Genomic DNA, 24,182 nt, shown 5'->3' with positions numbered 1-24,182 from the left:
TCCTTAAGTGTTACTAAACAAAATTTGCATCATTTCATCAGCGCTGCTGATTGTTTTAGCATTTGCCTGATAATTTTGCTGAAACGACATTAAGCCAACTAATTGCTCACTAATATCAACATTCGATCCCATAAATGAACCCGAAAGTAATTTACCTAAAGAGCCGCTATCTGGCTCACCGTAAAGTGCACTGCCCGACTCTTCAGTTTGATACCACACAGTATTACTGCCTTGCTCTAACCCATCTACGTTTGCAAATGAGGCTAAAACAACTTGCCCTTGTAATTTAGATTCGCCGTTAGTAAACGTTGCAAATACTTTACCGTCATCGCCCACTGTAACACCAGAAAATGCACCCGATGTATAACCATCTGCGTCATTTTCATTAACACTAAAGCTAGAGCCAAATTGAGTTGTACCATCAAATTTTAGGTTTATGGCTAAAGCAGCAGCACCAGTACTTATTTCAGCATTTGTTGTTGCAGTAGCGCCCGCAACACCAACAGATAAGTTGACAGCTCTTACATCCGGTGTTGTCGAATAAGGGATCATTTGACCGTTTGTATCAAACGTCATCTTTAAAACACCAGCTGAAACAGCAGTCCCTGTTCCATCATCAACACTTTGATTACCAACATTAGCTCCTGGTACTGCTGGTGTACTAGACATACCTGATGTAAGCCCAGCGCCTGTTAGTTGAGTTTCAGTTAAAGGCTTTCCATCTAAAAAGAACATGGCTTGCCATTCATTACTACCCGTGTGATTAAAGTACTGGGTCATCACGTGGCTATTGCCTAATGAGTCAAACACTTCGGTTGATTGAGAAAAGTTATACTGGCTACCATCTTTAGGATCGAAAAGAGCCGGTGCAACAGGGTATGAAATTATATCACTTGCTGAACTTAAATTACCGTTAAAATCAATAGAGGTACTTGCTTGAGCTGGGATATTAGACGCTTCAATTTTTAAATCGGTTAAAACACCCGATACAATTGTCGTCTCTCCACCTGCGGCTTCAGATACGCCAAACCCTTGCAATGTGGAGCCATTCGCATTGACGATATTCAGATTATTATCTAGCGTAAATTGACCTGCTTGGGTATAAGCCGTGCGACCATTTTCTGATATTGCAAAAAAGCCTTGCCCATCAATTGCAATATCAAGTGCATTACCAGTACGAACAATTTCACCGCCCGTTACAAAATCTTCTTTAATATTAGCAACTTTAACACCACCACGCTGACCACCGTTGTAAACAGCAGCAAACTCGGCCGTATTATTTTTATATCCTGCAGTGCCAGAGTTTGCGATGTTATTACTTGTTACTTCTAAGCCGGTTTGTGTACTTTTAAGGCCACTAAGACCTATATTGAACATAGACATATTGTTTATTCCTTTTTTAGTTTTACTTATGCCAGTTGATTAATTTCAGTGAGACCAAAATTACCCAAACCATCAACTTGTAATAAAATATCTTCTGGTGTTTTACCAACCGATACTCGCTCAACATTCCCACTTAGCCATGTATCGAGCTGCTTTGGAATGCCTGATGTTGTTGCATAAGCCCTAACAGCGTATCCACCTGCGTCTTGGTTATCAAACGCAAAACGAAGTGCACCCACGCCAGAATATGGCAGGTTTTTCTCTTCTATTAGCTCACCATTTTGGTTGTATAACTGAACAGTAACCGAATCTGCTGGTGTATCTAAATTAACTAACCCTGCAACAGTACCGTCTTGCTCTAACGCCACACTGTTTGCTTTAACATCAACAGACTGACCAACCATGCCCGTTGCTTCAAGCACAGTTAAACTGCTCATATAATCGAGCCCTGTGCTGGTGTTTTGTCTAATACCTTGTAGTGATTCAACATTTGAAAACTCAGCGAGCTGGCTTACATAAGCCGTACCATCCATTGGTTCTAATGGATTTTGATTACTAATTTGAGCAACAAGAAGTTCTAAAAACATCGTCGACATTTCTGCAGATGAACTATTACCTGAAATGTTAGTTTTGCTATTAACAGCATCTTGCGCATTTTGATTGGTTGTATTCACTTGCATTTTATTATTGTCCTAATTTTAGAATACTTTGCTGCATACTATTAACGCGCCCCATTACCTCAACAGACGTTTGGTAGCTACGACTTGCTGACATCATATCGGCCATTTCTTCAAGCACGTTCACATTAGAATAAAAAACATAACCATCACCGTTCGCAATAGGGTTATTTGGCTCATAACGCTGTTCAACCGTTCGGTTAGATTCGGTAATACCCAAAATATCAACTGACGCTGAAATAGATTGACCATCTTGTGTTTGTTTATATAGAGCCGAAAATACGGGTTTAAGCGCTTTATATGCGTCGGCTTCTGAGCCTGCTGCCGTATCGGCATTTGCTAAGTTAGAAGCAATCGTATCAAGACGAATAACCTGAGCACGCATTGCGCTGCCGCTTGCATCGTAAATTGAGTTAAAAGACATTACACATCTCCTTTAATAACTTTATACAAACCATTTATTTTCATATTTAAAAAAGTCATGCTGGTTTGAAAGTCCATGCTGTTATTTGCAAACTTTGCTTGTTCAATATTAAGCTCAACCGTATTCCCGTCACTTGATGGTTGATAAGGTACACGGTATTTTAGTTGTTCTGCCTGAGTACCCATAAAGTCAACATTTCGATTTTGTGAAATACTTGATGAAACGTCATTCATAATTTGACGATAATCAACATCTCGAGACTTAAATCCCGGTGTGTCTACATTTGCCAAATTACTTGCTATTATTTCGGCACGATCTAGCCTTAGCTGCATTGAAAATGGATGAACGCCTAACGCCTTATCAAATAGTTCCATGTTGCCTCTACTTTTTGATTCTTGTATGCTCACACATTCGCATACTTCTACCTGTTGCAGCTCCTACTACAACCTTTATGCCAACTTTATAAAAAATTAGGAATCAATGACTTATATAAAAAACAATCTCATCCGCCAATACAAAGCGGAAGCTAAACTTCCTCAAGGGAAGTATGTTTTTTTCCGTATGTTTTTTATACTTGTTTTTTTTAGTACGCAGCAAAGTGTGGCAAGTAACATTAATTTCGATAAGCAGATACATACCTACCTACAAAAAGAAATTGATTCTTATCTCGCATCAATCGGCTCAAATAAACAACAACAAAAAATTAAGCTCTTCATTCCAAAAGGGAGTACTGATTTAAATTGTGAAAACGTGCTAATTAGCCGTTCAAAAAAAGAAGACCCGCCTGCGGGGCGAATTAGCCTTACAGTCCAATGTGAATCACCAAAATGGAAGTTTAGAGCAAGCGCTAAAGTAAATTTATGGATTGATCTTGTTGCAGCTAAAAGAAACCTAAGCAGGGGCGAGTTACTTACCGCTGATCTTTTACACTACAAAAGCGCAGATGTAAGTAAACACTTACATTCAACAGAAGCAAAAATAAAACCATTAGTTGGCATGACGGTAAAGCGAGAAATAAAAAAAGATGATATTATTTCGCGCCGCCATTTAGAGAATATGTATTTAGTAAACAAAGACGAGTTTATTTTATTACAAGTAAATACCGCTAGTTTTTCAGCTAATGTAAAAGCTGTTGCACTACAAGATGGGCAGTTTGGCGAAATCATCAATGTTAAAAATCTATCTTCAAACAAAGTTGTTCAAGGCAAAGTAATTGACAAGAGAGTTGTAGAAGCTATTTTTTAAAAATTATTAATAAAAAAGTTAAGTTAAAAGTATTATTGGTCGCTACCTATATTTATGCAGGTATGAACAATTTTAAATATGATGAGTAACCCAGTATGAATATAACAAATGCACCCGCTTTACACGTTGAACAAAGCCAGAAGTTAACTTCTCGCTCTGCAACGCCAAGCACACAAGAGCAAAAACCTAATCACGCTCCTGAAAAAAACACCAGTGAAGTCAGTGCGCTTAGTAAATCTATAGACTCTACATTTGAAAGCCTATCATCTCAGCCTGATGTAGATATGGAAATGGTTGCTAAAGTTAAAGCCGCAATCGCTAATGGTGAATTTCAAATAGATATTGATGCAACCGTTAATGCCCTTGTTGAGCTACATAAATAATGACCATAAGCACGTTAAAAGAATATATAGTTAGCCTAAAAAACGACATTAAAAAGCTCGATGCATTAATTGTATTTCTTGAGTCTCAGTACGTATTATTAAGCCAGCGCGACATACAGCTTGAAGAACATAATATTAAAATGCTGAAGCTTTTAGATAGTCTCAATGATTCGCATGCTAAGCGTGATGCATTTTTAGTGAGTTTAGGCTTACCTAGTGGTAAGGAAGGACTAACTCAATTAAGAAGTAAACTCCCTAGTGATGTAAATGCAATCACCACCAAATTATTGCAAGAACTAGAAATAAAAACGAAAACATGCAAAATGATGAACGAACGTTCTGGGCAATTACTCTCAAGCCAACGTCGATTGATGCAGCGCTTAACGGGTGGCGAAAACAAACAAGCCTATCCAGAAATGCAATTATAAAGCGAATCACCTTTGTAAATGCATACTTTGCAGAGGCTATAACTAATTTTGTATAACTACTTATCACCCATTTCAATTTCTGAAAGGTCAAAGTAAGCATTTTGTTCCACTACTTCAAAAATCATCAGACCAACGACAAATACTTAAAGCTTCAAATTTATAGCCTTCAGTTTTCTTATTCTCAAATTTAAAAAGAACCTTTTCATCAGAAGTATCGGCTATTAATTGACTTCATTTTTTTGCATATTCCTCTCGATATTTAGCGCCTGACAACCTAGAACCCCAAAGACAATACTCTTCATGATCGTAGGATAAATAAATAGCTTGAGAAGTAAAAATCTCATCCAGTGGAACTGCTGGTTGATTAGAGCGGATATTAACTTCAGGTAGTGAGAAACCTCCATTCTTATCAGTGTAAGTGAAATATTCAACACATTTACCATCAGAAAAATTTAATACTCTCTCTATTTTTACACTCGATAAAGGCTTGCCTTTTACCTAAGGGCACAGATGCACTTTGTAAGCACCAATACGATTACCAAACTTTTTAAGTGTCGTTAAAACTGACATAAACAAGAAACCTTAAAGCGGGTAATAGGGGATAAATAAAAGTCAAAAAGCAAGACGCCACTATGATCCTGCTACCTTTGCCTTAAATTTATATATAAGATAATTCCATATCTACTTTTATTACGTCATTTTTAATAGCCCACTGAAAGGCATCACTATTTTCAATAAACGATCTAAAACAATTAACTTCACTTAACGCAGAGCACCATTCACTAGTTATTGAAAGCGCAAACGCAGCCTCGCTTGGTAAAAATTTAAAAATAATTCTAAGCTGTTGCATAGCATCCGTAGCTTCGTCTATATCATCTAAATCAGGAATAACTTGGCGTGTAATATCAACAATAAAGTAGTCTTTACTCAAGCTGTCTCGTCCGCACTGAAAAAGGAGCATATCGCCGTCATTTTCTAAAACTGTGTTTTCAATTCTGTAGTTCTCATACAAATCAACAACCAGTTTAATTAACTGTTGAATATCATTCTTTTTATAAAATTCAGAATTTTCAATTTTAAGTTTTATATCTTCTATTTTCATATTCCCTCCTAACTCGATTATGTTTTAATAACACCTAATTTATCAATACCCTACATGTTATTTAGGTTTTTTATTGGCAAGTATTCTTTCGTATTAATAACTCCAAAATCTACAAAGTTAATCAGTTGTCCCAAGTACAGCCATTAAAACACCTGAACGTGCGAAAATGCTTCCCCTTGTGAAGTTAATAAATAAAACGCAGCTATTCCACTTAATACTTATGATGCAAAAGAAGCTAAAATAAGCAAATATATTTTTTCTTCATAGCAAGTTTCTTAAACACTACCCACTGCTTATAGGAATAAATAGCTTATTTCACCTACGCCTATAGCCATAACAAATACTGAATTAACAAACTAAACCAACATTTTGTCGTTTCTTTTAAATGACTTAACAATTTGAATCTAGGCAAGTAAATTAGCTTTTAATACAATTTTAAACACTAAAAAGCGAGCCTAATTAGACTCGCTTATACTGTAACTAATCGCCTAATAATATTATTAGCCCGTAAATTTTGGCTAGTTTTAAACGCTATAAAGATTAACAATAAATATAAAATTTATTGCTCCAAATATAAGAGAAGCTAATACATTTAAGTAAATTCGAGCGTTGTATTTCTTCAATAATCGCTCTTTAACTAACGTGATTGGAATCAAAACTAAGCACAAATAAGCAAACCAAGGGGATACGAATATATCTGCTAAGTTAGATTGCATCAAAGGAACATTATTGCCATATATTGAATTGCTTATTACTTCAAAGTGCTCGCGATCAAATGCTATTGCCGAAATTCCAAACAATAAAATTATATGGATAAATAGCAAAGCAAAATTTAGACCCTGCTTCCAGAGGCAATTTTTTTTGTTGGGGATGGAGTAACTATGATATTGTTCCCTAGCCGCTATTATAATTATAACAGCGCACATTACTAAAAATTTAAAAACGAATATTTTTATATTAGCATTGATGTGTTTAGTAATTTACGCCGCCAACAATTACGCTTTAAAAACTCATATGCTGTTCTATTAACTAACATAATAAAAGCGATTGTTTCTTAGTTAGGAAATCTTATCTACAGATGCACACTTTACCATTTTCAACTTGATAAAGGTTGAACTTATCAATAAATTGGTTATAACCCAGAATTTTAAAGCTAAAGGGATCAGCTTGAACAATGATATTTTCTCTAAAATAAACATTATTTTTATCCTTTGATATAGAGAGACCTAGTATCTTAAAGGAAGCAACGTCAGCAGATAAAATTTCTTTATCAATAAAAAACACTCGCTTTAAATCCATTGCATAAACTTCATCTTGAAATATAGTTTCATCAGCATTTAAAAGTAGATGCTTTTCATTATGGTAGATGTTTTTTATATCTTTTTGAAAAAATGAGTTAACAACTGTATAAGAAGGTGCATCAGCTTTAGCTATCCGCAACCCTTTGTAATAGACAAACTGATGATCTTTTAAAATATCATCAGTTAATAGCACCATTTGACTAATTTCGATCTCCAGTGGAGTGCATTGGTAGTAAAGTCGCTTGGTATCATGAATAATATTATAATTTAAAATATGAAGTGTGCAGGGATCCAGTCCATCTAAACGAATTTCATTACAAAAAGCCGCTTTATCATCACTTGAAAAACCATATTTCAAAAACCTAAATGTTTTGGGGTTAGCGTCCTTTATTACTGTATTATAAAAGTAGACTAAATTATTGGTTTTTAAAATAAACTCGTTAACGATAACAAGTTCGTCACTGTCAATATCACTTATAATTTCTAGTTCTTCAGAATACTCCTCAATCAGATAAATATTATTTTGATCTTTAAAACGTAGACTATCAAGCATTGTAAAAGACCTTGGAGTGCCCCCATCTATAAACTGGTCTTTATAATATAGGTTATCTTTGGATGCATAAAAGTTACCGTAGAGTCTATGCCAATCGACTGAACTTGCTCCCCTTATTGGGCCTTTATCAGATATCATCTTTTCATCTACAATCAACAGATCATAAAAAGGTTTAATGTAGTTATAGGTACCTTTATAAACTATTTTATTTTGGTAAAAAATATGTATCTTATCTCTAGCCCACATCGAATTAATAGAAATAAATGATGCAGGATCTGCAGATAAAGGATATGAACAATTTTGCCAATAAATAACCTCATTTGATAAAAAATAATGATCATACGCGATAAAATCATCTTTACTGGTTGCAATTTGCTCTAAGAAAATATCGTTTAGGTAGACTCCATTCCTATCAGCTACATATAAATCAGAAATATACTGAAAGCTACTTGAGTCTAATATAGATATTCGCTTTCCAGAACGATATACCCAATTATCATCTACAGCAAAGTTACTATTAATTAAACGAAATGAAGCGCAGTCTACACCATAAATCACTTCACCTAGGTAGTAAATTGTACTATCGTCTTTACAATAATATTCAAACGCATCACAATCCTTACCGTCGATGATTTCAAAAGAATCAGGTAACGCTCCTTCAATGATTTCAGCTAAATTATAAACATGATTTTTATCTTTAGCTAAGGTAGTTGAAATAACTTCGAATGAATCGACATCAGCTTCAGAAATAAGCTTATCTCCACACACAACTGAATGCTTATCCTTAGCATAATTAAAATGTAGAACCATAAAGGTATCGATTGCAAGGCCTGGCAATGGCCTATCGTAGTAAAACAGTTGGCCGTCGTCACTATAAAACCCTGTTTTTTGCTTAACGCTATACGAAAAAAGAAATTCGTGAAAATATAAAGAATGTTCTTTTTCATCTATTTCGAGTATATACCGAGCACCTTCACCCTGTTTAAGTAACGCTTTTTTACCATAAAGTAAACGGAGTGTGTATCGAGGTTGATCTTGGGGCTCTTTACTTAAAGTACAGTCTATTTTTTGTCCACACATTTTTCCATCAATTAAGACAGACTGTATAGCTTCTTCTGAATCACATGATTTAAAGATAAGACCCTCTGTTGTGCGAAGACAAGTTTTACCATCGTTCCAATAATAACCAAGCGTATCAGGAGAGAAATCAATAATGGAATCTTGGGCAGCCTCATATAGTACACAGTCATCTGACATTATAGTTATATCTAAGGGTAGCGTCGGATGAACATGAAGACCTGATAAAATGCTAACAAATTGATTATCGAATAAATCTAATTCGAGATAGTAATCAGTGTAGAAAAAGTAATTCATAAAACTCCATTTTTATTACTCTTGAACTAAAGCAGTAAGTGCATAACTTGCATTGACAATAAAAATAGTAAGTTGAATATACAGTGATAGCATTTTCTCTTGCAGAAGCTACGATAATAGAAACATATAAACAACAGACCTACATACAACGATGCCAGATATACAACTTAAAGGAAACAGGCTGAGAAAAAATTAAATGACTAAATAGCCCGTATTCCATTTAATAAATTGAACTAAATGTTTGTTCCGAGAGTCGAATTTTTGACTTAGCACGATTGAATAAATAAGGAATAGGCATGGTTAAATTAGCTAATTTTTTTGGAGGGCGTAACAGCTTTATTTACTAATTAAAAGCAGTTAAATCGGGCTTTGTTTTAAGCATCCTGATATCTGTTGGGTTTCATGCTGTAGACCAAATGCTCGATGATAAAAAACTCTGGCACGATTTTATAGGCGGGGTCTCTGTTGATTTAGCAATTGCTGACGCATCATCAGGTATTGCTTGGGCAGGTGTCTCTTCTTTAGCAGGCACAGCTGCAGTTGTTGCCGTTGGTCCAATTTTGGCAGTAGTTATTGTAAGTTCAGCTATAGCCTTACTAGCATATAATTTTATTGACACAAAGACCTTAACTAAGAAATTAGCAACTAATTTAAGGATTGCTGAAAGTAATGCGAAAAATAATTTACAAAAAATACACAATAACTTACGAGATGCTAGTAATATGTATGAGGAAAACCCTATAAAATTTATGCATAATCTCTTTGCAATACCTTATTTAAAAAATGATTAATGGTAATTTAATGAAACCTGAAAAATTAGCGTTAAGTAAAAATATAAAGGGTGTTTTTTTATTTGTTTTATTCTTTATCATCACCATAGTTTTACCGATTGCATCATACAATGAATTGGCATTTGTCTTTGAGGCGTTAAATAAGCACCCGCTGATTTTTAATGAGAAAAGTTTTAGTGCGTGTTTAATTTTATATACGCCAGCATTTGCAATGCTTACTCGACTGATATTCTTAAAAGTAAGAAATATTGAAATAAAACCAGAACTTCTAATCAAATGGTATAAGCTCTGCGGGATTACTCTGATTTTACTATTGATTTCAGTTCCTACTTATACCTACTTTATTGAAAGTAAAATTAAAAGTGAAGGCTACACTATTTGTAATTCCTATAGCACTTCTAGGGGGGCAGATATTTGGGTTACCTCTCAACACTACTGCATTGAAAAAGGTTATAGAGTCAGCGAAGAAATAACAGATTGGTTAAAACAACAAACGACTGAGCCAACACCAGAAGATGTTATAAAAAAAGTAGATGAGCTACTCGCTAATAGCCCTTAATAATTTTTTATGTATAATTTAAAAAACGAGCCTAACTTGGCTCGTTTTTCTTTTAAATTTAATACTGTAATTTGACTTTGACAGATTCTGAATGCGGTATAATTAGTAACGTACATCAAAATATATAAAACTCAGCCAACCTTGTAAAAATCAAATTGAGGCACACTTTAAACTGGTGATTAATGGTAATTTAATGAAATCTGAAAAATTAACGTTAAGTAAAAATATAAAGGGTATTGTTTTATTTGCTTTCTTCTTTGTGCTGACCATTACTCTACCTATGATCTCATACAGTGAGGTGACACTCGTTTTTGAAGCTTTGAATCAACATCAGTTAATCTTTGAGGAGAAGAGTTTTGGTGCGAGTTTAATTTTAGGCACGCCAGTGCTTCTAATGCTTACTCAACTGATATCCTTAAAATTAAGGAGCATTGAAATAGTGCCAGAACTTCTAATTAAATGGTATAAGCTTTGCGGGGTTACTCTGATTTTGCTATTGATTTCAGTTCCTACTTATACCTACTTTATTGAAAGTAAAATTAAAAGTGAAGGCTACACTGTTTGTAATTCGTATAGCACTTCTAGGGGGGCAGATATTTGGGTTACCTCTCAACACTACTGCATTGAAAAAGGTTATAGAGTCAGCGAAGAAATAACAGATTGGTTTAAACAACAAACGACTGAACCAACACCAGAAGATGTTATAAAAAAAGTAGATGAGCTACTCGCTAATAGCCCTTAATGATTTTTTATGTATAATTTAAAACGAGCCTCATTTGGCTCGTTTTTGTTTTAACTAATAGCTGACAGCTAAAAACTGACTGCAGCTCTATTTACTCCGGATCATACCCCAAATTAGGCGATAGCCATCTTTCAGCCTCTGCAAGCGTCATATTAGTTCGTTTAGCGTAGTCTTCCACCTGATCTTTTTGTACTGCTGCTACTGCGTAATATTTTGCTTGTGGGTGTGAGAAGTACCAACCCGAAACAGCAGCACCTGGCCACATGGCGTACGAACTAGTTAGCTGCATACCAATGCGTTTTTCGGTGTCGAGCAACTGCCAAATTTTCTTTTTCTCAGTGTGTTCTGGGCACGCTGGGTAACCTGGCGCAGGGCGAATACCTTGGTAGTTTTCGCGTATTAGCTCATCGTTTGCTAGGTTTTCGTCTGGTGCAAAACCCCAATACTCTTTACGTACTTTTTCGTGTAGGTATTCTGCAAATGCCTCGGCGAGCCTGTCGGCAACCGCTTTAACCATTATTTTGTTGTAGTCGTCTTGCTGTGCGTCGAACGCATTGGCGAGGTCGTCTTCTTCTAGGCCGCCCGTTACTGCAAACGCGCCAAAATAGTCTGGTGTGCCTTTGGGTGCTATGTAGTCGGCTAGGCAATAATTAGCAAAGTCGGTTTTTTCGGTTTGCTGGCGTAAATGGCACGAAGTAGTTAATACTTCTTTGCGTGTTTCGTCGGTGTATATTTCTATATCATCCCCAACGCGGTTAGCAGGAAATAAACCAATTACACCAAGTGGTTGCAAACTGCCTGCTTTTTCAAGGTCGTCTAACATATCGTTAGCGTCTTTAAATAAGCTTTGCGCTTGCTCGCCTACTACTTCGTCGTCCATTATGCGCGGGTATTTACCGGCAATTGACCATGTCATAAAGTATGGCGTCCAATCTATGTATTTACGCAAAGTGGCGATTGATACGTTTTTAAACTCGATCACGCCGAGCTTTTTAGGCACAGGTGTCGTGTAGTTATCCCAATCAAGCACCGCTGCGTTATCGCGGGCACGCCCAATTGTAACAGGCTTAGAGCGTGGCTTTTTGCGCGCTTGTTGCTCGCGCACTTTTACATATTCAGCTTGGGTTTTAGCTAAAAAATCAGGCTTAATGTCTTTCGATAATAAATTAGATACTACACCTACCGCACGGCTGGCATTACTTACATACACTACGCCTTTGTCATATTGCGGCTCAATTTTTACTGCGGTGTGCGCTTTAGAGGTAGTTGCACCACCAATGAGTAGCGGCAGTTCAAAACCACGGCGTTTCATTTCTTTTGCTACGTGTACCATTTCGTCAAGCGATGGGGTAATTAAGCCCGACAAACCAATAATATCGGCTTTTTCGTCGATGGCAGTTTGCAGTATTTTATCAGCCGGTACCATTACGCCTAAATCGATTACTTCGTAGTTGTTACATTGCAGTACTACACCCACAATATTTTTACCTATGTCGTGTACGTCGCCTTTTACGGTCGCCATCACTATTTTACCGTTAGTTGAGCCTTCTTCTTTTTCAAGCTCAATGTATGGGTCTAGGTAGGCTACGGCTCGCTTCATTACGCGCGCCGATTTAACCACTTGTGGTAAAAACATTTTACCTGCGCCAAATAAATCCCCTACTACGTTCATGCCGTCCATTAACGGCCCTTCAATTACGTGAATAGGTTTATCGGCAGCAGCACGGCATTCTTCGGTATCTTCATCAATAAAGGTAGTAATACCTTTAACAAGCGCGTGCTCAAGGCGTTTTGCCACGGGCCATGTGCGCCACTCTAAATCTTCTACTCGCTCGGCTTGTGCCATGCCCGAATACTTAGGTGCAAGCTCAACTAAGCGCTCACCTGCGCCTGGGTCGGTGTTAAGTATTACGTCGGTAACGGCTTTACGAAGCTCTGCTGGTATATCATCGTAAACGGCGAGTTGCCCCGCATTTACAATACCCATGTCCATACCCGCTTGAATGGCATGATATAAAAACACCGAGTGAATGGCTTCACGTACGGGGTTATTACCCCTAAACGAAAACGATACATTTGATACACCGCCCGACACTTTACAGTGCGGTAAGTTTTGCTTAATGCGGCGTGTGCCTTCAATAAATTCTACAGCGTAGTTGTCGTGCTCTTCAATACCGGTGGCTACGGCAAATATATTAGGGTCGAAAATAATATCTTCTGGCGCAAAGCCAATGTCTTCTACCAATATTTTATAACTGCGCGCACATATTGCGAACTTTCGGTCTGCCGTGTCGGCTTGTCCGTCGGTATCAAACGCCATTACAACGGCAGCTGCGCCAAAACGTTTTATTATTTTAGCTTGGCGAATAAATGGCTCTTCGCCCTCTTTTAGCGATATTGAGTTAACAATAGCCTTGCCTTGAATACACTTTAAGCCGGCTTCTATTACTTCCCATTTTGAGGAGTCGACCATAATGGGTACACGAGAAATATCGGGCTCCGAGGCTATTAAGTTTAAAAACTTAACCATGGCGGCTTTTGAGTCCAACATGGCTTCGTCCATGTTTATATCAATAACCTGTGCGCCGTTTTCTACTTGTTCGCGGGCCACTGTTAGCGCGGCTTCAAAATCTTCTTCCATGATTAGGCGTTTAAACATAGCCGAACCAGTTACATTGGTACGCTCACCAACATTGGTAAATACTGCTATTTGCTGTGTCATGTTGGCTCCTTAATTTAAGTTACAGGCTTCGAGGCCCGATAAACGCATGCGTACTTCAAGCTCTGGCAATTGGCGAGGCTTAACGCCTTCAAGCCCTTTTGCAAACGCGCGAATATGCGCAGGCGTGGTACCGCAGCACCCGCCTACTATATTAATAAAGCCCGATTTACCCCAATCGATAATTTCGGTTGCCATATCGCCCGCTTCTAAGTCGTATTCACCAAACTCATTTGGTAAGCCCGCATTAGGGTGTACCGATGTAAAGGTTTCGCACACGCGCGACAGCTCTTCTACGTATTGGCGCAGTAAATCAGGACCAAGTGCGCAGTTTAAACCAATCGAAATAGGCTTAATATGGCGAATAGAGTTATAAAATGCTTCGGTTGTTTGCCCCGAAAGCGTACGGCCAGAGGCATCGGTAATAGTGCCCGAGATCATAACTGGTAATGTACGCCCAGCTTGCTCAAAGGCTTCTTCTACGCCAAACGAGGCGGCTTTTGCATTAAGGGTGTCGAATATAGTTTCGATTAGTATTAAATCGGCGCCGCCTTCCATTAATGCAAGGGTAGACTCAACATACGCAGTAACGAGTTTATCAAAGGTGACATTTCGGTAACCCGGATCGTTTACGTCTGGCGAAATTGAACACGTTTTAGAGGTTGGTCCTAAAACACCGGCTACATAGCGTGGTTTTTCTGGCGTTTTAGCTGTAAATTCATCGCAAATTGCGCGTGCTAATTTAGCCGACTCTCGGTTTATTTCACGGCTTAGGCTTGCCATGTCGTAATCTTCCATCGAGATAGTGGTCGAGTTAAACGTGTTAGTTTCGATAATATCGGCGCCCGCTGATAAAAAATCACGATGAATATCGGTGATTAAATCGGGCTTGGTTAGGCTTAATAAATCGTTATTGCCTTTAATTAATACATGCCAGTCTTTAAAACGCTCGCCGCGATAGTCTTCTTCTTCTAGCTTATGATCTTGGATCATGGTGCCCATAGCGCCATCTAAAATTAAAATGCGTTCTTTTAATGCTGTACTTATTTCGGCTTGCTTATTATTTGTAGGCGCGTTATTCGGCATAGTTGTTAGTCCTCACATCTTGGCTAACTAAATTAATATCATACGGTGTGGTTTGGTACACGTAGTAATTTAACCAGTTCGAAAAAAGTAAAAAAGCATGGCTTTGCCACGTTTTTGAAGGTTGTTTGGTTGCATCATCGTCCACAAAGTAATTTTCGGGTTTTGGTGCATTGGGGCTTTTTTTACAATCTCGCTCATATTCTGCTTTTAGCGAGTCGGCGTCGTACTCTGGGTGACCGGTTATAAACACTTGGCTACCCGATTTGTTTTTAAGTAAGTAAGCCCCTACTCGCTCAGAGCCAGCCAATACCACCAGCTCATCACAGGCGTTTATTTTATTTATATCAATGTGGCCATAGCGTGAGTGCGGTACTAAAAAGGTGTCGTCGAATCCGCGAGTCAGTGCACCGTGCTCAAAATAACATTGGTGAGTAAATACGCCACACAGTTTGTCGTCTTTTAAATCGCGCTTTAAATTGTAATGGTGATATAGCGCGGCATGTGCTGCCCAGCACGAAAATAACGTAGAGGTAACGTGTTGCTCGGCCCAATCAATAATGACCTTTAGCTCATCCCAATATGCTACATCGTCGTATTCTAAATGGGCAAGTGGCGCACCTGTTACTATTAATGCATCGTAATTGTTGTCTTTAACTTCAGAAAAATAACGATAAAAGGTATCAAGGTGCTCTTCTGAGTTGCTACTACTGCGGTGAGTGTCAAGGCGTAGTAGTTCTACGTTTACTTGCAAAGGCGAGTTGGCAAGTAAGCGAATAAACTGAACTTCGGTTTCTACTTTATTAGGCATTAAGTTTAAAATAGCCAAACGCATTGGGCGTATTTCTTGCGTTTTTGCACGACTTTTTGGCATTACAAATACGTCTTCTTGACGTAAACGCGCAATAGCCGGCAACTCGTCTTTTACTGTAATTGGCATACTTCACTCCTGTTCATAAAAACCTGTGCTAATTATGAACTGAAAGTAAAAAATATCAACCTCTAGATGTATAGATGTCCAAATGAAATTTATTCATGATTTTATACTTTGCTTACAAGCATGCTTTAGTGCTTTAAAACTATGCCATTCGTTGACTGTTTCACCTGAGAGCCACTACAATACAACATTGAAATTTTTATTATTATTTGAAGGCTCCTTTCATGGTTTTACCTGATAAATTTATATTCTCGATGAGTCGAGTATCTAAGGTTGTGCCACCTAAGCGCACTATCTTAAAAGATATTTCGTTGCACTTTTTCCCTGGCGCAAAAATTGGTGTGCTTGGTTTAAACGGTTCTGGTAAATCTACTTTACTTCGCATTATGGCCGGTGTTGACCAAGATTTTGAAGGTGAAGCACATCCTCAGCCTGGTACAAAAATTGGTTACTTGCCACAAGAGCCTGTACTGGACGAAAGTAAAACAGTGCGTGAAATTGTTGAAGAAGCTGTTGGCGAAGTTAAACATGCACTTAGCCGTCTTGACGAAGTGTATAACGAATACGCAATGGAAGGTGCTGACTTTGACGCACTTGCAAAAGAGCAAGGCGAGCTTGAGGCGGTTATTCAGGCGCACGATGGTCATAACATCGACAACGTTTTAGAGCGTGCTGCTGATGCACTTCGTCTGCCAGAATGGGATGCTAAAATTGAGCACCTTTCAGGTGGTGAGCGTCGTCGTGTTGCTATATGCCGATTATTACTTGAAAAACCAGACATGCTTATTCTCGATGAGCCAACTAACCACTTGGATGCTGAGTCGGTTGCATGGTTAGAGCGTTTCTTACACGATTACGAAGGCACCGTTGTGGCAGTAACGCATGACCGTTACTTCCTTGATAATGTAGCTGGTTGGATATTAGAGCTTGACCGTGGCGAAGGTATTCCATGGGAAGGTAACTACTCTTCTTGGCTTGAACAAAAAGATGCGCGCCTGCAGCAAGAACAAAAATCAGAAAAAGCGCGTCAAAAATCAATTGCGCAAGAACTTGAATGGGTTCGTTCAAACCCTAAAGGTCGCCAAGCTAAGTCAAAAGCACGTATGGCTCAGTTTACTGAAATGCAGCAATCTGATTACCAAAAGCGTAACGAAACTAACGAAATGTTTATTCCACCTGGCCCGCGTTTAGGCGACCAAGTACTTGAAGTAACTAATCTTCGTAAGAGCTTTGGCGATCGCGTTTTAATTGACGATTTAAGCTTTAGCATGCCTAAGGGCGCTATTGTGGGTATTATTGGTGCTAATGGTGCAGGTAAATCAACGCTATTTAAAATGATAAGCGGTGAGCAAGAGCAAGACAGCGGTAGCATCAGCGTTGGTGAAACTGTACACCTTGCGACTGTTGATCAGTTCCGCGACGGGATGGACGAAAGCAAAACTGTTTTCCAAGAAATATCAGACGGTCAAGACGTATTAAAAATTGGTAACTTTGAGTTCCCAAGCCGTGCGTATGTAAGTCGCTTTAACTTTAAAGGTAACGATCAGCAAAAGTTTGTTAAAGATCTATCAGGTGGTGAACGCAACCGTTTACACCTTGCTAAGTTATTAAAAGCGGGCGGCAATGTGTTATTACTGGATGAGCCAACCAATGACTTGGACGTTGAAACACTACGTGCACTTGAGAACGCTATTTTAGAGTTCCCAGGCTGTGTAATGTGTATATCGCATGACCGTTGGTTCCTTGACCGTATTGCTACACATATTTTAGATTACCGCGATGAAGGTCAAATTAACTTCTTTGATGGTAACTACACTGAATACGAAGAGTGGCTTAAAAAGACATTAGGTGCAGCAGCAGCTCAACCTAAACGTATTAAGTACAAAAAAATTGGCTAATCCTGACTGTAGCTAATTTATTACAGTCACACTAAGCCCTGCATTTATGCGGGGCTTTTTTATGCCACCAGTATTCTAAACACTTATTTTCTAGCATGTAGAGAATTACCCGCTATGATTAATTTATTATAAAAACAATAAGGCCAAGTTAGGTTATGCAAAATCGTCGTCAGTTTTCTCGTGTTTTATTTTCAACCGATGCACAAGTAATTTTTAATGATCATCAATACCCATGTAAATTACTCGATATATCTTTACATGGCGCGTTAATTACTAGATGTGACGCCTTTACTAGCAGCACTAATACCAATGCAATACTGTGCTTTACACTCCCGCAAAGCGAAATAGAAATAAAAATGGAAGTTATGGTTTCTCATATAAAAGCAGACCACATAGGCCTAAAATGCCATTATATTGATATAGACAGTATTACGCATTTAAAGCGCTTAATTGAGTTAAATTTAGCCGATGACGAACTATTACATCGCGAGCTCGCTATGTTGATCCACGACACACAACAATAGACTCATTTAGATTAGTTGATTACCATAGAGCAAATTTTTTAACTTGTGCAAACATGATCTTAAATCCACATTTACCTTTAGTGTATCACCCCAATTACTCGTTTAGTTTTGATCCAAAACACCGCTTTGCAATGAGTAAGTTTGCACATTTATATGAGCATGTTGCAGAGCTTGGCTTAATTGGCAATAATCTAGTTGAGCCAATATTAGGCAAGCCAGGGCCACTTGAACTTGTGCATTGCGATAACTACATTCAAGATCTATGGCACAACCGCTTAAATGAAAAAACCATGCGTCGCATTGGCTTACCTTGGTCACAAGAGTTAATGAATCGTACATTTACAGCCCCGCAAGGTACGCTGCAAACGGCTCGCTTAGCACTTCAACACGGCATAGCGTGTCACTTAGCGGGTGGCACACATCACGCACATCATGACTTTGGTTCAGGTTTTTGCATGGTTAATGATTTAGCCTTTACTGCCGAGACGTTAATAAAAAGTGGCGAAGTGACTAATGTGCTTATTTTTGATTTAGATGTGCACCAAGGCGACGGCACAGCTGCAATGTTACAGCATCAACCCTATGCTTATACTTGCTCTATTCATTGTGAAAAAAACTTTCCCTTTAGAAAGTCCCCTAGTGATTTGGATATTGGCTTGGCCGACAATATGAAAGACGACGAATATCTCGCCATAGTAGACGACACCTTAAGTTATTTACTTAAAGAGCTAAACCCAAGCTTAGTGCTTTACGACGCAGGCGTTGATATATGGCAAGACGATGGGCTAGGTAAATTAGATATCAGTTGGGATGGAATAGTCAAACGCGACCACTTAGTGCTTAAACGCTGCCTTGAGCACAACACGCCAGTAGCCACTGTGATTGGCGGCGGTTATGATAGAGATCACCTTCGTCTTGCTAAACGCCACGCAATTATAGTTGAGCAAGCCGCTCGCTTTTAATATGAAATAAAAATGTTAAATTCTCGTTCTTATTTAATACAGACAATAAAAACGAAAACACTATGACACAACTACTTACTGCTATCTCACTCTTTTTATTAAGCTTTACTCTATATGCGCAAGATCAAAACACAGATGAAGCGCATCCTCAATTGCCTACATTAAATTTACAAATGGCAGATGGCTCTATCATTAATACTCATGACTTAGTGGGCCAGCCTTATGTTTTGCATTTTTGGGCGACTTGGTGCCCATACTGTAAAAAGCTGCAACCCGCGCTTCAAAAAATAAACGACATGGGCTTAAAAGTTATTGCCGTGAGTTTTAAAGAAGATGACGATGCCACTCCCGCTAAAGCACTTTCAGACAGAGGGTATACTTTTAAAACAGCAGTAAAAGCGGACGTAATTGCAGCGCAATTAAGTATACGAGGGACACCGACTACCTTATTTATTGATAAAAAAGGCCGCGTTGTTTGGCTTATTAACACTTCAAACCCAGAAGATGCAAACCTGCATTTAAATGCACGCACCTTACTGCATTCTATTAATGTAAAAACAAAGTAGCTTACTGCGTTTTTAACTGGCTCGGAGTTAAACCTGTCCAACGTTTAAATGCACGCCGAAAGTTAGGTATATCATAAAAAGCCAACTGCTCAGCGACTTGTTCATTTCGTTTAGCACATAAGGTAAGTAAATAAATCGCTTTATGCTTATTTTGAGCATCAATTAACGTTGAAAAGCGTACACCATTGAGTTTAAGTTTGCGCTTAAATGTTGCTGGGCTCATTGCAAAATGTTTGGCAGTAAACTCTAAATTGACACTTGGATAGGCATATAAGTACCGACAGACCGCTTCAATAAAAGTCATGCTAACTACATTTTTGTTATGTAACTGCGACTGAGCTTGCATAAAGCGTAATTGACTAGCATGCGGATTTCTGGCCCGTAACATAGTTTTATTTAATACCCAGCGTGTACATGGCTTATCAAAACTAACCTTGAGTCCCAAATTATGTTCGTATTCTTGAATATGGCGAGGGCGCTTAAACGCAAAGTCAAACTGGCAATGGGGATAACTTGTGCTTACTCGTTTAAGTAAACTATAAAATGCGGTGCTGTATATCTCTAAAACATAATGGTATAAATCTTCGTCGAGCCCGTGCGCGGGCTGAATATAAATATAAAAATTATTGTTTTTAATATACGTTTGACTAAATAACAAAGGCGCTAGCTGCATTCTTAAAAGCGATAACTGCTTTAATACTTGAGCTAAATTAGCGCTGTACATAAGGGTTTGTGCTTCAGCTCGTGTATCGTTAATTAGCTGGCTACCGAGTAAAAAGCCACTGTCGGTACTTTTCATCAATGACTTAAATTGTGCTAATAAACGCACCTGCTGAGAGATACTAAATGCATGCTGAAAATTAAGTAAATCTTGCTCAAAAATACCAGTCCCCCGCAACAGTTTATGTAAATCAATCCCTCGGTTCTGTGCCAGTTCTACAATTGTTGTGATAAGCCCTTGTGCGCTTAGGTACTTATCATTTTGATTAACAAAGGTATGCACGTTGCGCTACTTTTTGTTGATACTTTTTTTGCTGTAATTGGCTGTGCAACTGGCTTGTTAATGTCCGCGTGTTATTGCGTACATTTCCTTGTATTAAAGCTGTCGTTACATGCTGAAACCTTGCTTTTTTTGACGCCTCAACTTTAAATGCGCAGTGCCTTAAAGCCCCTTTAATTTGCGCCATCAACTCTTTTGCTTGTTGCTCTGTGGTCGCAGGCATTAGCACCATAAAACAATCTCCCGCATAACGGCACACCACATCACTTAATCGGCAATTCATAAGTAATAACTCACTTATTTCACGCAGTAACCTGTCACCCTCACTAAAACCAAATTCATTATTAAAGTGCGAGAAATCACGTATATCAATAGCTCCTAACCAAAACGGCTGCGTGCTAATTAATTGCTCGTTAATTACTGAATCTAAATACTGCGCTTTATAAAGGCCTGTGACTGAGCATACTTTGTCGTGCTCACGTAAATGCACTTCGCGACGGCGTAACTGACGATTTAATACATATTGCTCTTGATGCCAGTAATACAAACCTACACTCGTTAATAGCATGCCTAGCGGCGCGGGCAGTGATTCAATCCAACTTAGCCATTGATGCGCAGGATGCATTAACCACTCATCAAGTAAATCGAGCGTGGCTGAAAACATAAATAGCCCGATACCAATCACCAAGTAAGTTGTTACTTTACTGGGGGGCCTAGATATTAATAACACGGAGATCCAAACAAGAGTCATTAATACAATGCCGCCCTCCCCCATAATATCGAGCCATTGAATATAAGCATACGTTTTTAGTTCACCTAAATAAGCACTTAAAAACACAGCACTTAAAAATAGGCTAATGATGGCGTTTGTTAATAGTCGGTGGCTGGTAAAGGGATTAAATCGCATGTGTTGTATCTTTTGTTTATAAATGAGTTTTAAAGTTAGTTCATATCAGTTTGTGTTAGCAGGGTCATATTAGCTCAGCTATATGACAACAAAATGATAGGGACTTTAAAAACAGCGCTGCACAGTGCATAACGCATTGCTTTACTAGGAGTGCGAAAAGCTCAATAAGCTCTGCGTGTTGCTCAAACGTCACTAAATACGCGTGTTTAATACATACCTTGTCACATTTACGTCATCAAACAACCTTAGTTTGCTCGCCATACCAAGAAACAACCCTGTAATAACCAAGAGCAAATACAATGAAACACTTTAAAATAAAAGCACTGGTAGCCGCATTAGCATTATGTAATTTAACGGCGTATGCAGAAGATGATGCAAAAGAAACTAAAAAGAAAGACATTGAGGTTTCTGAAAAAATTGTTGTATATGGCGAAATTGGTTACAGAAATCGCTCAGACGAACTTGCACCCACTTTAGAGTATTCACAAGAGTACTTTCAACGCTTTGAACCGCTTACAGCCGGTGATGCTTTAAAACGCGTACCTAGCGTTACATTCTTATCGGATGTGCTTGAATCGGATGGTGCGCGGATGCGAGGCTTAAGCCCTGCCTATACTAAAGTGCTTATAAACGGTGAGGAAGTGCCTGGCGCGGGTGCCGACCGTTCATTTTTTGTTGACCGAATTCCGGCTGAGTTAATCGAACGCGTTGAAATAATTCGCTCATCAAGCGCGAATCGTTCAGCCGATGCGATAGCGGGCACATTAAATATTGTATTGCGCGATGGTTATAGCCTCGACGGCGGTTACTTACGTGTTGGTGGCTTACGTTATGACAATGGTGAGTTTAAAGAAAGTTTAGCGGGCGTATACGGTACCGAATTAGCCGGAGGGCGATTACTGCTTGGTGCAAATTTACAAGGACGATATAACCCAAAACAAAAAACCAGCCAGCGCTATGGCGATAGCCCAGAAAATAATAAAAACTATAAAACGGAAGAATTTGATAACCGAGAAGATCAATCTGATACGCGCGATGGCGACGACACATCACTTAACGCCAGCTACGAAATTATTTTTAATGACGACAGTCAGTTTAATATTAGCGCAATGTGGGTTGATACAGAGCGAACTGAAGATGAGCGCTCATTTGAATACAATGACCCCACTGCCACCAATAGCGATATTGTAAATGGTGGAAACTTAGAAACCGATAACGCCAATGTTAAGTATATCGATCAGACTAATTACAATATCAATACCGCTTATGAGTTCCCACTTCTAAACGGCACCAGTAAATTTAAGTTTGGGTTCGCCAAATTTGAAGAATCCGTCTATGAGCAAGAAGTAGAGCTAGATACCTCAGAGCTGCCTATGGTATTTGAAGAAGAGCAAACTAAAAGCGCAATAGACGACAAAGAATGGACACTGCAATGGCAACATAGCCAGCCTTGGGGCGAAAATAAAGAAATTCAATTTGGTGCATTTTTACAAAGTAAAAAGCGTGACAGTGAAATTTTTGAATCGCAAAACGAGCGAGCGTTAGCCCTTACCCGCTGGGATCAATATGCGGCAACCCCACTAACACTCGCTACCTTTGACAGTGAATATGACGCTGTTACTGGAGGCGTAAGTACCTTAGAAGAAGATCGCTTTGACGTGTTTGCACTTGTTAAACACCAAGATGATTTGTTTGCTTGGGAGCTAGGCGCACGCTGGGAATCTACCGACTCAAAAATCAATGACAAAACTGTTGCTGTAACCGAAGATAACAATTATGACTTTATTCTTCCTTCTGCACACTTTCGTTATAACGTCACTGAAAATGGCCGTATTAGCGCATCAGTTGCACGTAGTTTACGCCGCCCTGAATTTGATTTTTTGACACCCGCACTTATCGAAAAAGAACTTGGCGATAACGACCAACTAGGTAACCCTGAATTAAAACCCGAATCAGCTTGGGGTATGGATTTAGGCTACGAATATCGTTTAGGGAAAAGTGGCGTTGTGGGTATTAATTTATTTTATCGCAAAGTAAACGACCTAATAGAAATAGCAAACACAGAGCAACAAGGCTCTGAAGGCGAAGGCACGTTTGTACTGCAACCACGCAATACGGGGGACGGTAATGTAAAAGGGATTGAACTTGATTTATCGACACCACTTGGCGCATTTAATATGCCTAACACTGGCGTGTTTTTAAACTATTCGTGGCTTGATAGTGAAGTCACTGACTTTTTTGGGGAACGCAAATTTAATGACCAATCAGACTACGTGTATAACGTTGGGTTTATTCAAGATTTACCGAAGCTTAGAGCGGCTTTTGGCGCAACTTATCGTAAGCAAGGTGATGCTTATGGACGCATTGTAGGTGAGGAAGTAACAACGTCTTACAGTGCCGATTTTGAAATTTTTATAGAAAAACGCTGGGAAGACATAACGCTGCGCTTAGTAGGCTCAAATCTACTTGATGCAAGTAAAGACGAAACCTTTAATAAGTTTGATACCGTTGATGATCAGTTTAGTAGACGCTTTGATGAGTACGAAATTGAATCTGAAGAAGCGGGTCCTGTTTATCAAATAATGCTGCGTTACGCGTTTTAAGTAAATTTGTTAAGTGGTGCT

At 38.7% G+C, this 24,182-nt stretch carries 23 protein-coding genes; 11 read left to right on the top strand and 12 right to left on the bottom strand.

All coding sequences use genetic code 11. The features are described from left to right. Positions 1-3: 3 nt before the first annotated feature. The 4 genes from ACJJVZ_RS07755 to flgB are packed head-to-tail and all read right to left on the bottom strand — an operon-like array spanning position 4 to position 2,858. Positions 4-1,383, bottom strand: a complete 1,380-nt coding sequence (locus ACJJVZ_RS07755; RefSeq protein ID WP_193155819.1) for a flagellar hook protein FlgE — start codon at positions 1,381-1,383, stop codon at positions 4-6. Between the two features lie 26 nt (positions 1,384-1,409). Beyond that, positions 1,410-2,063 (bottom strand): flagellar hook assembly protein FlgD, encoded by a 654-nt coding sequence (locus ACJJVZ_RS07750; protein WP_182702027.1) that lies wholly within the window; start codon positions 2,061-2,063, stop codon positions 1,410-1,412. A gap of 4 nt (positions 2,064-2,067) precedes the next feature. Beyond that, positions 2,068-2,484: a flagellar basal body rod protein FlgC gene (flgC, locus tag ACJJVZ_RS07745; RefSeq protein WP_077535688.1), complete on the bottom strand. Its 417-nt coding sequence runs from the start codon at positions 2,482-2,484 to the stop codon at positions 2,068-2,070. Then, positions 2,484-2,858 (bottom strand): flagellar basal body rod protein FlgB, encoded by a 375-nt coding sequence (gene flgB / locus ACJJVZ_RS07740; RefSeq protein ID WP_405599535.1) that lies wholly within the window; start codon positions 2,856-2,858, stop codon positions 2,484-2,486. Before flgB ends, flgC begins: the two co-directional genes overlap by 1 nt. A gap of 106 nt (positions 2,859-2,964) precedes the next feature. Here flgB and flgA point away from each other — a divergent pair, with 106 nt between their 5' ends. The 3 genes from flgA to flgN all read left to right on the top strand — a co-directional run bounded on the left by flgA (position 2,965) and on the right by flgN (position 4,540). Next, positions 2,965-3,729 carry a flagellar basal body P-ring formation chaperone FlgA gene (gene flgA / locus ACJJVZ_RS07735; protein ID WP_405599533.1) on the top strand — a complete coding sequence of 255 codons (765 nt, stop codon included), beginning with the start codon at positions 2,965-2,967 and terminating at the stop codon, positions 3,727-3,729. Positions 3,730-3,824: 95 nt separating this feature from the next. Then, a complete protein-coding gene (gene flgM, locus ACJJVZ_RS07730) occupies positions 3,825-4,112 on the top strand; it encodes a flagellar biosynthesis anti-sigma factor FlgM (protein WP_138584244.1) in 288 nt (95 codons plus the stop codon). Then, positions 4,112-4,540: a flagellar export chaperone FlgN gene (gene flgN, locus ACJJVZ_RS07725; RefSeq protein ID WP_405599530.1), complete on the top strand. Its 429-nt coding sequence runs from the start codon at positions 4,112-4,114 to the stop codon at positions 4,538-4,540. The genes flgM and flgN overlap by 1 nt, the downstream gene beginning before the upstream one ends. Positions 4,541-4,771: 231 nt before the next feature. Here flgN and ACJJVZ_RS07720 read toward each other — a convergent pair whose 3' ends face one another. The 3 genes from ACJJVZ_RS07720 to ACJJVZ_RS07710 all read right to left on the bottom strand — a co-directional run bounded on the left by ACJJVZ_RS07720 (position 4,772) and on the right by ACJJVZ_RS07710 (position 8,870). Then, entirely contained in the window at positions 4,772-5,008 is a 237-nt protein-coding gene (locus tag ACJJVZ_RS07720) for a DUF6795 domain-containing protein (RefSeq protein WP_405599568.1), read from the bottom strand. Between the two features lie 190 nt (positions 5,009-5,198). After that, a complete protein-coding gene (locus ACJJVZ_RS07715; RefSeq protein ID WP_405599528.1) occupies positions 5,199-5,642 on the bottom strand; it encodes a hypothetical protein in 444 nt (147 codons plus the stop codon). A 1,068-nt stretch (positions 5,643-6,710) separates the two neighbouring features. Next, entirely contained in the window at positions 6,711-8,870 is a 2,160-nt protein-coding gene (locus ACJJVZ_RS07710; protein WP_405599526.1) for a DKNYY domain-containing protein, read from the bottom strand. Between the two features lie 416 nt (positions 8,871-9,286). Between ACJJVZ_RS07710 and ACJJVZ_RS07705 the strand changes: the two genes are divergently transcribed. The 3 genes from ACJJVZ_RS07705 to ACJJVZ_RS07695 all read left to right on the top strand — a co-directional run bounded on the left by ACJJVZ_RS07705 (position 9,287) and on the right by ACJJVZ_RS07695 (position 10,962). Beyond that, entirely contained in the window at positions 9,287-9,661 is a 375-nt protein-coding gene (locus tag ACJJVZ_RS07705; protein ID WP_405599524.1) for a hypothetical protein, read from the top strand. A 10-nt stretch (positions 9,662-9,671) separates the two neighbouring features. Further along, positions 9,672-10,220: a hypothetical protein gene (locus ACJJVZ_RS07700; protein ID WP_405599522.1), complete on the top strand. Its 549-nt coding sequence runs from the start codon at positions 9,672-9,674 to the stop codon at positions 10,218-10,220. 193 nt (positions 10,221-10,413) lie between these two features. Continuing rightward, positions 10,414-10,962, top strand: coding sequence for a hypothetical protein (locus tag ACJJVZ_RS07695; RefSeq protein ID WP_405599519.1), 549 nt, complete (start codon positions 10,414-10,416; stop codon positions 10,960-10,962). 91 nt (positions 10,963-11,053) lie between these two features. On the opposite strand, the gene metH is transcribed toward ACJJVZ_RS07695, so the two are convergent. From metH to metA, 3 genes are read right to left on the bottom strand one after another with little or no spacing between them, the layout of a single operon-like run. Beyond that, positions 11,054-13,684, bottom strand: a complete 2,631-nt coding sequence (gene metH / locus ACJJVZ_RS07690) for a methionine synthase (protein ID WP_405599517.1) — start codon at positions 13,682-13,684, stop codon at positions 11,054-11,056. 9 nt (positions 13,685-13,693) lie between these two features. Next, positions 13,694-14,767 carry a homocysteine S-methyltransferase family protein gene (locus ACJJVZ_RS07685; RefSeq protein ID WP_405599514.1) on the bottom strand — a complete coding sequence of 358 codons (1,074 nt, stop codon included), beginning with the start codon at positions 14,765-14,767 and terminating at the stop codon, positions 13,694-13,696. Then, positions 14,757-15,704: a homoserine O-succinyltransferase gene (gene metA, locus ACJJVZ_RS07680; protein ID WP_138584253.1), complete on the bottom strand. Its 948-nt coding sequence runs from the start codon at positions 15,702-15,704 to the stop codon at positions 14,757-14,759. Before metA ends, ACJJVZ_RS07685 begins: the two co-directional genes overlap by 11 nt. A gap of 221 nt (positions 15,705-15,925) precedes the next feature. Here metA and ettA point away from each other — a divergent pair, with 221 nt between their 5' ends. The 4 genes from ettA (at position 15,926) to ACJJVZ_RS07660 (ending at position 19,651) form a co-directional block, all read left to right on the top strand. Further along, entirely contained in the window at positions 15,926-17,599 is a 1,674-nt protein-coding gene (gene ettA, locus ACJJVZ_RS07675; protein WP_077535696.1) for an energy-dependent translational throttle protein EttA, read from the top strand. A 155-nt stretch (positions 17,600-17,754) separates the two neighbouring features. Continuing rightward, entirely contained in the window at positions 17,755-18,123 is a 369-nt protein-coding gene (locus ACJJVZ_RS07670) for a PilZ domain-containing protein (protein ID WP_405599510.1), read from the top strand. 53 nt (positions 18,124-18,176) lie between these two features. After that, positions 18,177-19,085 carry a histone deacetylase gene (locus ACJJVZ_RS07665; protein WP_138584255.1) on the top strand — a complete coding sequence of 303 codons (909 nt, stop codon included), beginning with the start codon at positions 18,177-18,179 and terminating at the stop codon, positions 19,083-19,085. Positions 19,086-19,147: 62 nt separating this feature from the next. Then, positions 19,148-19,651 carry a TlpA family protein disulfide reductase gene (locus ACJJVZ_RS07660; RefSeq protein ID WP_405599507.1) on the top strand — a complete coding sequence of 168 codons (504 nt, stop codon included), beginning with the start codon at positions 19,148-19,150 and terminating at the stop codon, positions 19,649-19,651. A gap of 1 nt (position 19,652) precedes the next feature. Here ACJJVZ_RS07660 and ACJJVZ_RS07655 read toward each other — a convergent pair whose 3' ends face one another. Beyond that, entirely contained in the window at positions 19,653-20,654 is a 1,002-nt protein-coding gene (locus tag ACJJVZ_RS07655) for an AraC family transcriptional regulator ligand-binding domain-containing protein (RefSeq protein WP_193155823.1), read from the bottom strand. Further along, on the bottom strand, positions 20,638-21,558 hold the full coding sequence (locus tag ACJJVZ_RS07650) for a GGDEF domain-containing protein (RefSeq protein ID WP_405599504.1): 921 nt from the start codon (positions 21,556-21,558) through the stop codon (positions 20,638-20,640). Before ACJJVZ_RS07650 ends, ACJJVZ_RS07655 begins: the two co-directional genes overlap by 17 nt. A gap of 299 nt (positions 21,559-21,857) precedes the next feature. On the opposite strand from ACJJVZ_RS07650, the gene ACJJVZ_RS07645 reads away from it, so the two are divergent. After that, positions 21,858-24,161 carry a TonB-dependent receptor plug domain-containing protein gene (locus ACJJVZ_RS07645; protein WP_405599501.1) on the top strand — a complete coding sequence of 768 codons (2,304 nt, stop codon included), beginning with the start codon at positions 21,858-21,860 and terminating at the stop codon, positions 24,159-24,161. Positions 24,162-24,182: the final 21 nt, after the last annotated feature.

Origin of the sequence: Pseudoalteromonas sp. Ld19 (genome assembly GCF_045064135.1) — a bacterium.
Lineage (GTDB): Bacteria > Pseudomonadota > Gammaproteobacteria > Enterobacterales > Alteromonadaceae > Pseudoalteromonas > Pseudoalteromonas aliena.
The sequence above is the reverse complement of the archived record's forward strand: the minus strand, read 5'-3'. Positions and strand labels throughout refer to the sequence as shown.

What these genes read in the sequence shown, in the direction of transcription:
- ACJJVZ_RS07715 (WP_405599528.1), bottom strand. Translation starts at nt 5,642, where the DNA reads ATGAAAATAGAAGATATAAAACTTAAAATTGAAAATTCTGAATTTTAT.
- ACJJVZ_RS07650 (WP_405599504.1), bottom strand. Translation starts at nt 21,558, where the DNA reads ATGCGATTTAATCCCTTTACCAGCCACCGACTATTAACAAACGCCATC.
- ACJJVZ_RS07705 (WP_405599524.1), top strand. Translation starts at nt 9,287, where the DNA reads ATGCTCGATGATAAAAAACTCTGGCACGATTTTATAGGCGGGGTCTCT.
- ACJJVZ_RS07665 (WP_138584255.1), top strand. Translation starts at nt 18,177, where the DNA reads ATGATCTTAAATCCACATTTACCTTTAGTGTATCACCCCAATTACTCG.
- ACJJVZ_RS07695 (WP_405599519.1), top strand. Translation starts at nt 10,414, where the DNA reads ATGAAATCTGAAAAATTAACGTTAAGTAAAAATATAAAGGGTATTGTT.
- ettA (WP_077535696.1), top strand. Translation starts at nt 15,926, where the DNA reads ATGGTTTTACCTGATAAATTTATATTCTCGATGAGTCGAGTATCTAAG.
- flgA (WP_405599533.1), top strand. Translation starts at nt 2,965, where the DNA reads ATGACTTATATAAAAAACAATCTCATCCGCCAATACAAAGCGGAAGCT.
- flgB (WP_405599535.1), bottom strand. Translation starts at nt 2,858, where the DNA reads ATGGAACTATTTGATAAGGCGTTAGGCGTTCATCCATTTTCAATGCAG.
- ACJJVZ_RS07710 (WP_405599526.1), bottom strand. Translation starts at nt 8,870, where the DNA reads ATGAATTACTTTTTCTACACTGATTACTATCTCGAATTAGATTTATTC.
- metH (WP_405599517.1), bottom strand. Translation starts at nt 13,684, where the DNA reads ATGACACAGCAAATAGCAGTATTTACCAATGTTGGTGAGCGTACCAAT.
- ACJJVZ_RS07660 (WP_405599507.1), top strand. Translation starts at nt 19,148, where the DNA reads ATGACACAACTACTTACTGCTATCTCACTCTTTTTATTAAGCTTTACT.
- ACJJVZ_RS07645 (WP_405599501.1), top strand. Translation starts at nt 21,858, where the DNA reads ATGAAACACTTTAAAATAAAAGCACTGGTAGCCGCATTAGCATTATGT.
- ACJJVZ_RS07755 (WP_193155819.1), bottom strand. Translation starts at nt 1,383, where the DNA reads ATGTCTATGTTCAATATAGGTCTTAGTGGCCTTAAAAGTACACAAACC.
- ACJJVZ_RS07670 (WP_405599510.1), top strand. Translation starts at nt 17,755, where the DNA reads ATGCAAAATCGTCGTCAGTTTTCTCGTGTTTTATTTTCAACCGATGCA.
- flgC (WP_077535688.1), bottom strand. Translation starts at nt 2,484, where the DNA reads ATGTCTTTTAACTCAATTTACGATGCAAGCGGCAGCGCAATGCGTGCT.
- flgN (WP_405599530.1), top strand. Translation starts at nt 4,112, where the DNA reads ATGACCATAAGCACGTTAAAAGAATATATAGTTAGCCTAAAAAACGAC.
- metA (WP_138584253.1), bottom strand. Translation starts at nt 15,704, where the DNA reads ATGCCAATTACAGTAAAAGACGAGTTGCCGGCTATTGCGCGTTTACGT.
- flgM (WP_138584244.1), top strand. Translation starts at nt 3,825, where the DNA reads ATGAATATAACAAATGCACCCGCTTTACACGTTGAACAAAGCCAGAAG.
- ACJJVZ_RS07685 (WP_405599514.1), bottom strand. Translation starts at nt 14,767, where the DNA reads ATGCCGAATAACGCGCCTACAAATAATAAGCAAGCCGAAATAAGTACA.
- ACJJVZ_RS07700 (WP_405599522.1), top strand. Translation starts at nt 9,672, where the DNA reads ATGAAACCTGAAAAATTAGCGTTAAGTAAAAATATAAAGGGTGTTTTT.
- ACJJVZ_RS07750 (WP_182702027.1), bottom strand. Translation starts at nt 2,063, where the DNA reads ATGCAAGTGAATACAACCAATCAAAATGCGCAAGATGCTGTTAATAGC.